The organism is Streptomyces iakyrus (assembly GCF_000717055.1).
Lineage (GTDB): Bacteria > Actinomycetota > Actinomycetes > Streptomycetales > Streptomycetaceae > Streptomyces > Streptomyces iakyrus.
Map to the genome: position 1 here is coordinate 203,528 of NZ_JNXI01000014.1, position 12,873 is coordinate 216,400.

Genomic DNA, 12,873 nt, shown 5'->3' on the forward strand with positions numbered 1-12,873 from the left:
GGGCTGTCGGGCAGGCCCGGCCCGCGGGGTCGAAATCAGGAGGGCTCGCCGCGGGTTCCGGCCGACTGGCACCGCGGGGCGGTGGAGAGCGGTTGCCGGCCTTCCCGGCCCGCCCGGAAGGGGAACCGGTGGAGGTTGTCCACAGGGTGGGGACCTCGCCAGCGCATTGTCGGCCCGGGCGGGCAGTATGGGGCCATGACTGAGAGCAACGGGTCCGACGCGCGGGATCGGCGGGACCAGCACGAGCAAGCGGTACAGGCGGGACAGCAGGAGCGGATGCCGGACTGGGAAAAGCGCTTTCGGGCGCCCCGGGTCTCCCTGCCCGACTGGGCGGAGGACGCCCCGGACCGCTCCCTGTTCGTCTCCAACGCGACCGGTACGTACGAGCTGTACGCCTGGGACCGGTCGACGGGCGAGCAGCGCCAGGTGACGGACCGGCCGAACGGCACGACGGACGGCGTGCTGTCCCCGGACGGCGCGTGGATCTGGTGGTTCGACGACAAGGACGGCGACGAGTTCGGCGTGTGGCGCCGCCAGCCCTTCGCGGGCGGCGCGGACGAACCGGCCGCCGAGGGCCTGGAGGCCTCCTACCCGGCGGGCCTCGCCCTCGGCCGTGACGGGCGTACGGCGGTCGTGGGCCGCTCCACGGACGAGGACGGCACGACGATCCACCTGGTGCGCACCGGCGAGGAACCGGTGGAGATCTACCGCCACCGCGAATCGGCCGGTGTCGGCGACCTCTCCCACGACGGCTCGCTCATCGCCATCGAGCACACCGAGCACGGCGACGCGATGCACTCCGCGCTGCGGGTCCTGCGCCCCGACGGCACGGCGGTCGCCGACCTCGACGACACCGAGGGCGGCACCCGGGAGCTGGGCCTTGAGGTCCTCGGCTTCGCCCCCGTCGACGGTGACACGCGTCTGCTCATCGGCCACCAGCGCCGCGGCCGCTGGGAGCCGCTGGTGTGGGACGTGGCCACCGGCGAGCAGACGGACCTCGCGCTGGAGCTGCCGGGCGACGTCAGCGCCGAGTGGTACCCGGACGGCAGCGGCCTGCTCATCGCGCACAGCTTCGAGGCCCGCAGCGAGCTGTTCCGCTACGACCTGGCCGGCCGCGCCCTCACGGAGATCCCGACGCCGCCGGGCACCGTGTCCGGTGCGACGGCCCGGCCCGACGGGAGCGTGGAGTTCCTGTGGTCCTCGGCGGCCGAGCCGTCCGCGGTCCGCTCCACGGCGGGCGGTGTCGTGCTCGACCCGCCCGGCATGAAGTCGCCCGGCTCGGTGCCGGTGGAGGACGTGTGGGTGGAGGGGCCGGGCGGCCGCATCCACGCCCTCGTCCAGAAGCCGCAGGGCACCACCGGGCCGCTCCCCACGGTCTTCGACATCCACGGCGGGCCCACCTGGCACGACAGCGACTCCTTCGCGGCGGGCCCCGCGGCCTGGGTCGACCACGGCTACGCGGTGATCCGTGTCAACTACCGCGGCTCCACGGGCTACGGCCGTGCCTGGACGGACGCCCTGAAGCACCGCGTCGGCCTCATCGAGCTGGAGGACATCGCCGCGGTCCGGGAATGGGCCGTCACCTCCGGCCTCGCCGACCCCGAGCGCCTGATCCTCACCGGCGGCTCCTGGGGCGGCTACCTCACGCTGCTCGGCCTCGGCGTCCAGCCCGACGCGTGGACCCTCGGCATCGCGGCGGTGCCCGTCGCGGACTACGTCACGGCGTACCACGACGAGATGGAAGCGCTGAAGGCGATGGACCGCACGCTCCTGGGCGGCACGCCCGAGGAGGTCCCCGACCGCTTCGAGGCCTCCTCCCCGCTCACGTACGTCGACCGGGTCAAGGCGCCGGTCTACATCTCGGCCGGCGTCAACGACCCCCGTTGCCCGATCCGGCAGATCGAGAACTACGTCAAGCGGTTGGAGGCGCGGGGCGCCGTGCACGAGGTGTACCGCTACGACGCCGGGCACGGGTCGCTGGTGGTGGACGAGCGGATCAAGCAGGTGCGGCTGGAGCTGGAGTTCGCGGAGCGGCACCTCAAGGGGGTGCCGGGCGCCCAGTAGCCCGGGAGGCGGGGGCGGTGTGGCGGCTGCGGCCGGGATGTGGCCGGTCGCGCAGTTCACCGCGCCCCTCAGGGACGTCCACCCGCGGACAGTAGTGCCGCCGGGGCGGCACGGGTGGGCGCTGGGGGTATCCCCTGCTCGAAGAGCTTGGGGGAGGCACCCCGTAGCGCCGGGTCGCGCGACGCCCCGGCCTCAGCATCGACGCCGGGCACCTTGTGACGCCGAGCCGTGAAGCGACACCGCTCGGCGTCACGCCCCAGACCGCTCCCGCCGCCTCCGCCCCAGCAGTTCCGCGAGCCCCCGTCGGGTCGCCGCCAGCACCACCCGGTCCCCGGCGCCCAGCACATACGTAGGAGGCAGATCCCATACCAGCCCCGAAGCCGGCACCCGTTCCTCGCCCGCGGGCTCCCCTTCGCCCCGCCGCCCCCCGGGAGGCGAGGTGTTGAGCGCCAGGACCCGCCAGGCCCCGGCCCGGAACGCCTCCCCGACCGTCCGCCCCTCCAGCTGCGGATGCCCGGCCACGTCCACCTCCGCGAACAGCAGCACCCGCCGCTCCACCGGGATCGCCCCGAGGATCTGCCGCCCCATCATCGCCCCGGCGAACGCGGGCGCGGCCAGATGCGACACGCTCCGGCTCCGGGTGAGGGCGGACGGATGCGCGGCCCGCAGCGTGCGGTACACGGCCGTCGCGAAGTCGTCGTCGTACAGCCGCAGCACGACCCGCAGGTCGGGCCGCACGGAGCGTGCGTACAGCGCCGCCTCCAGGTTCGTCGTGTCCGCACTGGTCAGCGCCAGCAGTGCGTGCGCCCGGTAAATCTTCGCGGCCTCCAGCACCCCCTCCTGCGTGACGTCCCCGAGCACCACCGGCACCCGCAGCCGCCGCGCCGTGGCCATCCCCCGCGCGTCCGGGTCGGACTCCACGCACACCACGGGGATGTGCAGCTCCCGCAGCCGCGTCAGCACCCGCGTCCCGATCTTGCCGAGCCCGAGCAGCACCACGTGCCCGCCGAGCCCCCGCGGTGGCTTGCGCAGCGCCGAGGCGCTGCGGAACGTGCCCAGTGCTTCCAGCACCGCGGCCAGCAGCACCGGCAGCAGCAGCAACCCGACCAGCCCGGAGAGCAGTTGCAGCACCTGCTCACCGGTCGACTCGTGGAACGCGGGATCGTTGATGCCGAAGAGGTCGAGCAGGGTGACGTACGTCGCGTACAGCGGGTGCTCACCGGTCACGAACGTCAACGCGACGGCGAGCGCGAGCACACACCCCACGAGGCCCGCCAATGACCACCGCAGCCGCCGCGAGAACAGCGAGGCGAACGGCGGCACACCGCCCCGCCCGGCGGGCAGGGGCGGCCCGGAGTACGACACCTGCTCCAGGACGACGGTGCCGCGCCCGGTCGCCGACGCCACCGCCGCCTCGTCCGGCAGGAGTCGCGGCCCGTGCTCCCCGCTGCCCTCCGAACCGTCCGCGCCGGCCGGGTCGTTGCTCGTCGCGGACAGCAGCGCCAGGGTGCACAGCCCCGGGTCGGCGACCTCGCCCGGCCGCGGCGGCTGCCGTTCCACCGCACGCAGCACGAGTCCTTCCGTCTGGACGACCTTGCTGGTGCCGACGAGGGCGGTGGCGGCCAGCGCCGGCGCGGCCGTGTCGGCGTCGGACAGCACCGTCGTCGACGCGTCGAGCCCCGCGCCCTGCCCGTCCCCGGAGGCCACGGCCGCGGTCTGGTCCAGCAGTTCCTCGATGTGCTGCCCCAACCGCCGGTTGTACAGCCGGAGTACGAGGCGGAGGGAGGGGTTGAAGCGGCGGGCGGTGAGCGCGGCGCGGATGTTGGTCTCGTCGTCGTCGTAGACGAGGGCGAGCGCCGCCGCCCGGTCGGCGCCCACCTCGGTGAGCACGGCCTCGGTGACCTCGGCGGCCTCGACGACCTGGTCGTTCGGGGCCGGTTCGGCACCGCCCGACCCCGCCCGGCCGGCGGCCGCGCTCACCACCCGGTCGAGCAGCGCCGCCGAAGCGGCCCGGGCCCGCCCCGCCACGGGCCGGCGCACCCGCCTCCCGGAGGGCGGTACGACGAGCGTGACCTGCTCGGCGTAGACACCTCGGAGTTCGGCGGCCAGCCGGTGCGCGAGCCCGTCGTCACCGCACACGATCATGTGCGTGGCCGGATCACTCGGCTGACCTTGGTTCGGAACGCTCCCCACGGGGAGAAGACTGCCTCACCGGGACGGCGGGTTCCAGAAGGGGACGGTGTCGCGTGAACGCCCGGCCGTCGGCGTCCGTACGCAAGGGGAGGGAATGGGGAATGCCCTCGCGCACCACCGGAGGTACCGGGCCCGTGGCCATCACGAAGACCGTCCCGCCAGGCAGCGCCGAGCGCGGGGACCCCGAGACGGACGGCGGCGGGGAGGCGGGCTCCGGGGAAGAGGGCCGGTACCTCAACTCCCCCCTCCTGCTGACGCTTGTGCTGCTCACGGCGGTGATGTTCCAGGACCCGATCCGCGGCGCCCTGGCCGCTCCGGTGATGCAGAGCTGGATGACGGTGTTCGTCGCGGTCATGGTCCAGGCGCTGCCGTTCCTGGTGCTCGGGGTGCTGCTGTCGGCGGCGATCGCGGTGTTCGTGCCGCCGTCGTTCTTCGCCCGGGCCCTGCCGAAGCGCCCGGCCCTCGCCGTCCCGGTCGCGGGTGCGGCGGGCGCCGTCCTGCCGGGCTGCGAGTGCGCGTCCGTGCCGGTGGCCGGAGCCCTGGTCCGCCGCGGGGTCACGCCCGCCGCGGCGCTGGCCTTCCTGCTGTCGGCACCCGCCATCAACCCGATCGTGCTGACGGCGACGGCCGTGGCGTTCCCCGGCAACCCGGAGATGGTCCTGGCCCGTTTCGTCGCGAGCCTGCTGGTGGCCTGCTCGATGGGCTGGCTGTGGCACCGCCTCGGCCGCACGGACTGGCTCCGGCCCCCGGCCCGGGCGTCGTACGAGGGCCGGGGCAGGGGAGCGGCCTTCTGGGGCTCGGTCCGCCACGACGTGACGCACGCGGGCGGGTTCCTGGTGATCGGCGCGATGGCCGCTGCGACCCTCAAGGCCGTGGTCCCGGCGCAGTGGCTGAGCGTCGCGGCGGGCAACCCGGTGCTGTCGGTCCTGGTCCTCGCGGTCCTGGCCGTCCTGCTCTCCATCTGCTCGGAGGCGGACGCGTTCGTGGCGGCGTCCCTGACCCAGTTCTCCCTGACGGCCCGTCTGACGTTCCTGGTCGTCGGCCCGATGATCGACCTGAAGCTCTTCGCGATGCAGGCGGGCACCTTCGGCCGCGCCTTCGCCCTGCGCTTCGCCCCCGCGACCTTCGCCCTGGCCGTCGTCGTATCGGCCCTGACCGGATCGGTCCTGCTGTGAACCGCCTGGCCCAGACGGCCCTCCTCTTCCTGCTCGGCGCGACCCTCCTGCACGCCGGCACGACCGACCTCTACCTGCGCTACGTCAAGGAGGGCCTGCGCCCGATGGTCCTGCTGGCGGGCGCGGTCCTCATCGCCACGGCGGCCGCCACCCTCTGGTACGACCGCCGCACCCCCGCCGACGACCACCACCGGCACCGCGAACCCCGCGTCTCCTGGCTCCTCGCGCTCCCGGTCCTCGCCCTGATCCTGGTCGCCCCGCCGGCCCTGGGCTCCTACAGCGCCGCGCACACCGGCACGGCCCTGACGAAACCCTTCGGCTTCCCGGCCCTCCCCACCGGTGACGCGCCCCTGCGCCTCGCCGTGGCCGACTACGCGGGCCGCGCGGTCTACGACGGAGGCCGCTCCCTCCGCGACCGCCGGCTGAAGATCACCGGCTTCGTCACCCTGGACCGTGAGGGCACCCCCTACCTGGTCCGCATGGGCCTCAACTGCTGTGCGGCCGACGCCCAGCCGGTCAAGATCGCGCTGACGGGCGCGATCCCCCCGGTCCTGCGGCCGGACACCTGGCTGGAGGTCACGGGCACCTACACCCCGCGCCGCATGAAGGACCCGGTCAACGGCGGCCCGATCCCGTACCTGAGGGTGACGACCGCCAGACCGGTCCCCACCCCGCACGATCCGTACGACGAGACGTGGAACACCTGAATCCCGGTGTGCCGCCCGCCCTTTGGGGTACCCGGGGGAAACCGCTGATCAGCGAGGAGTACGCATGACCACACTCCACGGCGAGCACACGGCGGAACTCGACCCGCCGCTCCTGCCCGAGGCGGTCCGCGCGGAACTGGCCAGGGCCGACCACCGGGCCGGCCTGACCCTGGCCACCCTCGGCGCGGCCCTGACCGCCCTCCTGGCCGCGATCACCGCCGGCGTCGTCACCCCCACCCAGTACGCCACGATCCCCCAGCTCCTCCTCTGGACCGGCTGCGCGGCCTGCGCCCCGTCCCTGGTCCTCCTGAGCCTGGCCACCGGGCCCCGGCCCGCCGACATCCCGTCCCGGCACCGCCGTGTACGGCAGGCGATGGTCTGGGGTGCGCTGTTCCTGACTCTCACCGTGGCGGGGACGCTGACCGGGGTGCTGTCCTAGGTGTATGGGCCGAGCTCGACTGAGTGGATCAGCGCAGTCCTGCGAAGAGATCGTTCTCGGGTACGGCCGCGCCGGTGGCGTCCTGGACCCGTACGAAGGTCTCCATGCCCATCTTGAGGAAGAAGATGTTCTCGCCCTGGCTGGCGTGCGCGGCCGGCGCGTCGAACTTCTGACCGCTGAACGCGGTGGTGTCCACCCACGTGGTGATTTCATCGTCGAGGAGGCCGATCTCGGCCATCGCAGCGGCCTCGGCAGGACCGGCTCCGGCATGTCCGGCTGAAACTCGCGCATGATCTCGCCGAACCGCTTCATCATCGAGCGGGGCATCGTAGTCCAGTACACCTTCGGTGCCAGCGCGGTCATCTCCAGCGCCGCCATCGTGATGCGGTGGGCCTGGATGTGGGCGGGGTGGCCGCCTGCGTCGGCGACCGGTGTGCCCCCCCACACCACCCTCTCACCGGCAGAGGCAAGCCTTCGGCTGCCCAGCGGCACGTCAGCGGGACGGCGGTCGGTTCGAACTGGGGCATTCTGGTGATGCAGGAGTCTCAAGATCCGGGTAGCAGGGCTGTGACCGTGGACTGGACGAGCTGGGCTGCGGCCAGGACGCCGGGGATGCCTCCGCATCGTTCGACGAGGTTCTGGAGAATGTAGCGCAGGGTGCCGGCGTCGCGTTCTGGTTCGTCGAGCCGCGGGGCGATCATGTCGAGGTCGCGCAGGGCGCTGTCCACCTCGGGGTACCGGCCGCGAAGTTCTTCCAGGCGCCGTCGCAGGTCGTCGATGCTTTCGCGGGCCTTGTCGACGGCCTCGTTGGTGATGTTGTTGGTCTGGGAGGCGTTCTGGGAGAAAGGCGCGGCCTGGGCGGGGCCGGTCATGTGGCCGGTGTTGATGATGCCGAAGTTGGGGCTGTTCGGGATCGGGTCGGGCTGGCGGCGGATGGGCATGCGGGGCTCCTGGCGGGTTTGAGGGGTCAGTTCGTCATGGAGGGGTTGACGGAGAAAGGCGTGGCCTGGACTGCGCCGGTCATGGTGCCGCCGTTCATGACGCCGAAGTTGTAAATGGCGGTGGACTGTTGGCGGTAGGCGGCGATGTCGACGTTGTGGTCGCGCAGGAAGATCTCGGTGGAGTCGAAGACCCGGCGTTGCATCATCTGCACGTAGTAGCGGGCGTCGTCGTGCATGTGCATGTCCTCCAGCCAGCGGAGGCTGTAGACCTCGCGGAGGCTGACCGGTCCGCTGCCCGGGTCGAGCTCGGGTCGCGGGCGGGCCTTGCGGCGTATGAGCCGGTCGAATCCGACGCAGACGTCGCCGAGGGCGTTGAACGCGGTGCGGCCCAGCCATTTCAGGCTGCGCGGATCTGCGGGCGCGAGACCGGCGACCTTCGGGTTGAGCGGGCCCATGATGTGCGGGCGGACGGTGACGCGCAGGAAGCCGCCCTGGTAGGCGAAGTGGACGAGTATGGCGGCGACAAGGTCGCCGTTCCAGGCGGTGACCCGCGCCCAGATGTAGCGGCGGGCGACCTCCTCGGCGGGCTTGTCGCCGAAGTTGTCCACGGCGAGGGTGTGCAGGCTGCGCCAGGCGTCGTCGTCGATCTGCTCCCAGCGCTTGCGGTGGATGCCGGCGATCCCGATGACCTCCACGCGCAGTTTCGGATGATCGCGATGATGGGAGGGGGCCGGATCGTCCAGGCGGCGCGCGATGTGGGCGTGGAGCTGGGCGGCGGTGTTCCCGGTATTGGAACACGAGTTGGTGGCCGGGCCAGTAGACGTCGACCGGCAGTTCGGCAAGCCGGCCGACCGTCCCGGGGGCGCCCTGTAGCTCGTCGAACCTGTGCTGGGTCAGTGCGGTCTCGCCGAGCACCTGGCTGCACAAGCCGACTACGTACGCCTCGTCACTGTCATCTCACGTTCTCATGAGCGCGCATCATGCCAGCGTTCGCAGTCATCAAGGCGGGTCTTTCGAGGCGGCTGTCACTCCGGCCCGTACGGATTTCAGAGGTCGTCCTCATCGACGGGTTCGGGCTCGCGGGTGTAGGCGAGGTCGAGGACGTAGCGTTCGGTGACGGGGCAGTTGTTCCAGGCTTCGGTGAGCTGGTCTTCGGGGGAGTCGTCGGTGAGTTGGTCGAGGGTGGTGTTGTAGTAGTCGGCTGCTGCTTGGCGGTTCTGCCACCAGGCGTGGCCTTCATAGACGCCGGGACGGGGCAGGGTGATCTCGTCGGCGGGTCCGCGGTCGAGCTGGCCGACGACCAGGACGCCTGTCTCGGATTCGAGGCTGACGTCGGTGTGGCCTTCGGCCTCAGCGGGCGGGGTGGGTGGGGTGTCCCAGATGCGGATCGCCATCTGGACTTTCATGTCCGGTTGCAGGCTGAGGAGATACAGGTGGTAGCCGTTGCCGGCCACCACCTGTGTCTCCGCGGCATCCATGGCTGCTTCGTCGCCGAGGTAGGCGTCCGCGTCGTAGACCTCCAGCATGCGGCGGCCGGGGGTGGCGGTGACGTTGTGTTCGGAGAGAAGCGCCATGGTCAGTGGTGTCTTCCTGCTAGTTGGTGATCTTCACGTAGAAGGGGTCGCCGTCCAGGACGCGGTTGAGGGTGTACATCTCGTTGAGGCGCTCTCCGCCCTTGCGGTTGTCCTTACCGTCGATCAGCCGGACGGAAAAGCGGTTGTCGCCCTTGGTGGACCCCTCCTTGGTCGAGGCGAAGGGGTACTCGTCGCACTCCAGGCCGCTGCCGGCGTAGTCGCCCCAGACCTTCTTGCATTCCTTGATGGACTTCTTGCGATTGTCTTCGATCTTCTTCGGATCGACGACTCGGCGCAGGGGTTCCTTCGATCCCGGAACGCTCTTCCCGGGCCAGGAGGGGAAGGTGCGCTCGGGGCGGTTCAGGGCGTCGTAGATGTGCACGGCGCTTTCGTTGACCGCCGAGTCCTTCTGACTCATCACGAGTTCCACACGCGCCTTCGTGAAAACGGTGCCCTTGTACTTGCCCGCGACCTTACCGGCGTAGTCATAGCGGACGCCCGAGTTGTAGACGTTGCTGCCTTCCAAGTACGGGGCGGAGTTGGGGGAGCTAGCGCTCAGGTCCATCGTGACGGTCGAAAGGACGCGTTGCTGGTTGCCCTGGTCGAACAAGGCGCCTTTGTCCGGGGAGCTGTAGGTGAGGTTCCAGTGGGGCTTGGTGTCCCACACGCCGAGCAGTTCATCGCGGTTCACGGTCTGCGGCGCGGTCACCTTGGGATCCGGATCGCTCTTGGATGCGTTGATGCTGTGGTGAAAGTGCTGGCCGATCCGCCACTTCGTGGCATCTTCGGTGGGTATCGGATCGACCCATATGTTCTCGATGCTGGCCACATAGTCGACGCGCCGACTGCCGTCGTAGGCGAAGCCGAGAACCCATTGGTCGAACGTGAGGCGGCCGAGCGTGGTCGTACCCCTGATGTCACGCAGCACCAGGTCAAATGGACGTTTCTGGCAGCTCTCGAAGCGGGATTTGATCCACCCGGTGACGGTCTTCGCCTGTGCCGCGTGGTTGGCACACTGCTGTCGCAGGTCCTGCTGGTCGCCGGGAGCCGGGTTGGCCGCTGCCTGCCACGCCACGGACTTCGATCCGTGGGATCGGGCGTATTCGGCGTACGGGATGGGCTGGTCGAGGCCGCGCAGTTCCTCGGCGGGGAGAGAGGCGGCGTCGACGAACATCGTGCCCTCGGGGGCCGGGTCGTTCGGGGGCGCCGCGGCGTGGGCGGCTGTGCTGGTGGCCGCGGTGAGCAGTGTCAAGGCCGCCGTGGTGGCGGTGACGCGGGCGAGACGTACGAGTGCGGTGCGTATCTTCACCAAGGGACTCCTTGCTGGCGTGCGGAAGCGGCGGGGTGTCTGCGGCACGTGGCGATCACGAGGCATCGCAGAGCTCGCCCCAGCACGCCTCCAGCAGTGCGCCGGTGTGTGCGGAGTAGCGGGCGGTGAAGCCGTCGAAGCGGCGGTCGGTGCGCTGCAGTCCGGGAGTGGAGCTGGTGGAGGTCACCGTCCAGGCGGCGTCGCCACTGCTGCTGTCGGCCGCGTGCGGGTGAGCCTTCAGCGCGGAGGGTGAGGTGGGTGGCTTGACGGCGAGGGCGTCACTGGGGACGCCGAAGGCGGCTGCAGCTCGGGCCCGGATGTCAGAAGCCGATGTGTCCGCAGCTGTGGCCTCCTCCGATGGCCCACCGGACGGCACGGCGGCGGCGTTGCAGACCCGTACGGTGACCACGCACTCGGATAGGCCAGGCACGCTGGCCAGGCAGCTGTCGGGGTCGTTCTCCAGGCAGGCCTGCAGAGCCTGCTGGTCCACGCCGTTGAACGTGGCGGGCAAGCCGGCCGCAGCAACATCCCGGCTGTGCGTCGGGGCAGCCGGGGAGGCAGTGGCGGCGGCCTGCCGGCGCGGCTTGCTCACGGTCCACTGGGTGAACTTGCTGTTGTCGGTCAGCTTGGTGGTGAAGCAGTTCGGCGGCTTGTGGGTCGTGCTGCACACGGGGAGCGTGACGGACTTGGCCACGTTGGGCGTCGCCACCTGCTGCCACACCTTGTTCCCGGTCATGAACTGCATACGGTTCGCGATCGAGGGGACGTTGATGTACTTGGGTCCCATCACCTCGAGGCCGACGTCGATGCGGTTGGTGTTACCGCCCAGCACCTTGAGCTGTTTGGTGGTGGAGCCGACCTTGTTGAAGTCGTAGAGCACATCCCACTGGTTGCCGCTGTCCTGGCGGACGGTCATGTAGGTGTGGTTGCGCTTGTCCGGCTTGGTCGGGTTGACCCCGGCCTTGATGGCTGTCGTGCGACCACCGCTGGTAGTCAGCTCCGACCAGCGCGGCCCGTAGGTGTGGGTGGTCTTCCCCGTCTTCTCCGCGTACAGGCCGATCTCGATGTTGGGAGCCAGCGGACCGCTCGACGTGTTCGGGCTGACGCGCATGTAGTTGGCCACCTGCACGGTCGTAGACCCGGTGTCGACCTGATCGAAGGTGATCGGTATGTTGCGCCAGGTGGCGAAGCCGCCGATCATCGGCTCGCCCGGCTGACTGCACGTCATCGCCCAGAAGGTGATCCGGGCGTTGTAGAGGCCGGTGCAGGCTTCCTTGGGCGCGGCGGCACTCGCGGACGGGGCGGTGCCGAGGATGGTGAGTGCGGTGACCCCGGCGCATGCCGAGGCCAAGAATCTCGCGCGCGAACGCGACAAGGTTCCCCCTAGGAGCGATCAAGAGTGGTCACAGGGGAACCTACATGTGCTCTTTTTCTGGCACATCTGCTTATAAGGCAAGTTGGCTGAGTCGCTACAGGTGATCACGGCCACATCTGTCGTCGGCTCACCGGTACCTGCACCGGGGTAAGGACGTTGCCTTGGAGTGAATCCACACGGTCCGCAGCCAGCGGCCGAGGATTGTCTCGCGCCGACCACGACGGGCAAGGTCGAGCGGTTCCATCAGACGCTGCGGCGTTGACTCCTGGACGACTGCGGTGCGTTCGAGAGCATCGGGGCGGCTCAGGCGGCGCTGGATGCGTGGGTGGAGGAATACAACTCCGTCCGGCCGCATCAGGCCCTGGACATGCAGTCTCCGGCCGAGAGGTTCGCCCCGGTTCCCGAGCAGGAGCGGGATGTGCTGGGCCTGCGGGTGCCCGGAGTGCTCGGGCTGGTGCCTCAGCAGAGGCATGCTCCCGCCGAGCCAGAACCGGCTGAGGCGATGCCTGTTTCCGTCCATGCGCTTGAGGAGAGCGCGCCATCGGCGCAGGTGCAGGACGGCGGACCGGTGGAGTTCGAGCGGGTGGTGCCGGCGAGTGGGAATCTGCAGGTTGCGGGCAAGCAGTTCTGGCTCGGCCCGGCCCGCTCGGGGCTGACGGTGACGTTCTGGGCCGACACACAGGTGATCCACTTGCTGATCGCCGGGTCGCGGATCAAGTCGGTGCGGTCGCACCTGTCGGTGGCGGACCTGGCTCAGCTGGCGGCCCGGGGTGGGCGTGCGGCGGGGCCGTCGCCGCTGCCGACGGGTGACGGTGCTGCGTTCGAGGTGGACCGGACGGTGAACAAGCACGGGCTGGTGGGTCTGGGCGGGCGCCAGGTGCTGGCGGCGGAGATCCTGGGCGGGCGCCGGGTGAGCGTCCGCATCGACGAGGCGACGCTGTCGTTCTTCGATCCGTCCTCGCGGGAGCTGCTGCGTGTGCGGCCCAACCCGCTCACCAGCGAGGAGGTGCAGCGGTTGCACGGTCTGCGGCCCGCGGGCCCGCCGCCCCGGCCCCGGATGGAGCCGGTGCGGGTCCAGCGGCGGGTTAGCGCGGTC

Annotated in this window: 10 protein-coding genes and 2 pseudogenes; 5 read left to right on the plus strand and 7 right to left on the minus strand. The window is 70.7% G+C overall.

The features are described from left to right. Positions 1-195: 195 nt before the first annotated feature. The gene (locus OO68_RS22255; RefSeq protein ID WP_033310165.1) at positions 196-2,064 is read left to right on the plus strand and encodes a S9 family peptidase; all 1,869 of its coding nucleotides are present in this window, start codon (positions 196-198) and stop codon (positions 2,062-2,064) included. A 249-nt stretch (positions 2,065-2,313) separates the two neighbouring features. Here the strand turns inward: OO68_RS22255 and OO68_RS22260 are convergent, their stop codons facing one another. Then, positions 2,314-4,209, minus strand: a complete 1,896-nt coding sequence (locus OO68_RS22260) for an NAD-binding protein (protein ID WP_033310166.1) — start codon at positions 4,207-4,209, stop codon at positions 2,314-2,316. A gap of 182 nt (positions 4,210-4,391) precedes the next feature. On the opposite strand from OO68_RS22260, the gene OO68_RS22265 reads away from it, so the two are divergent. The 3 genes from OO68_RS22265 to OO68_RS22275 all read left to right on the plus strand — a co-directional run bounded on the left by OO68_RS22265 (position 4,392) and on the right by OO68_RS22275 (position 6,578). After that, positions 4,392-5,432 carry a permease gene (locus tag OO68_RS22265; protein ID WP_033310458.1) on the plus strand — a complete coding sequence of 347 codons (1,041 nt, stop codon included), beginning with the start codon at positions 4,392-4,394 and terminating at the stop codon, positions 5,430-5,432. Beyond that, on the plus strand, positions 5,429-6,139 hold the full coding sequence (locus tag OO68_RS22270; RefSeq protein ID WP_033310167.1) for a TIGR03943 family putative permease subunit: 711 nt from the start codon (positions 5,429-5,431) through the stop codon (positions 6,137-6,139). Before OO68_RS22265 ends, OO68_RS22270 begins: the two co-directional genes overlap by 4 nt. 64 nt (positions 6,140-6,203) lie before the next feature. Next, entirely contained in the window at positions 6,204-6,578 is a 375-nt protein-coding gene (locus tag OO68_RS22275) for a Pycsar system effector family protein (RefSeq protein ID WP_051814764.1), read from the plus strand. A 28-nt stretch (positions 6,579-6,606) separates the two neighbouring features. Here OO68_RS22275 and OO68_RS42395 read toward each other — a convergent pair. The 6 genes and pseudogenes from OO68_RS42395 to OO68_RS22305 all read right to left on the minus strand — a co-directional run. Then, positions 6,607-6,992, minus strand: a pseudogene (locus tag OO68_RS42395) (PIG-L family deacetylase); the annotation flags it as partial. Positions 6,993-7,123: 131 nt separating this feature from the next. After that, positions 7,124-7,519 carry a hypothetical protein gene (locus OO68_RS22285; RefSeq protein WP_033310169.1) on the minus strand — a complete coding sequence of 132 codons (396 nt, stop codon included), beginning with the start codon at positions 7,517-7,519 and terminating at the stop codon, positions 7,124-7,126. A gap of 26 nt (positions 7,520-7,545) precedes the next feature. Beyond that, positions 7,546-8,361 carry an AbeC-like domain-containing protein gene (locus tag OO68_RS22290; protein WP_500691364.1) on the minus strand — a complete coding sequence of 272 codons (816 nt, stop codon included), beginning with the start codon at positions 8,359-8,361 and terminating at the stop codon, positions 7,546-7,548. A 204-nt stretch (positions 8,362-8,565) separates the two neighbouring features. Then, positions 8,566-9,093 carry a hypothetical protein gene (locus OO68_RS22295; RefSeq protein WP_033310170.1) on the minus strand — a complete coding sequence of 176 codons (528 nt, stop codon included), beginning with the start codon at positions 9,091-9,093 and terminating at the stop codon, positions 8,566-8,568. A 19-nt stretch (positions 9,094-9,112) separates the two neighbouring features. Beyond that, complete coding sequence (locus OO68_RS22300) at positions 9,113-10,402, minus strand: NucA/NucB deoxyribonuclease domain-containing protein (RefSeq protein ID WP_033310171.1); 1,290 nt, start codon at positions 10,400-10,402, stop codon at positions 9,113-9,115. A 55-nt stretch (positions 10,403-10,457) separates the two neighbouring features. Next, positions 10,458-11,753, minus strand: coding sequence for a hypothetical protein (locus OO68_RS22305; protein ID WP_245237113.1), 1,296 nt, complete (start codon positions 11,751-11,753; stop codon positions 10,458-10,460). Between the two features lie 232 nt (positions 11,754-11,985). Here OO68_RS22305 and OO68_RS42400 point away from each other — a divergent pair. Next, positions 11,986-12,873 (plus strand): annotated as a pseudogene (locus OO68_RS42400) (integrase core domain-containing protein); the annotation flags it as partial.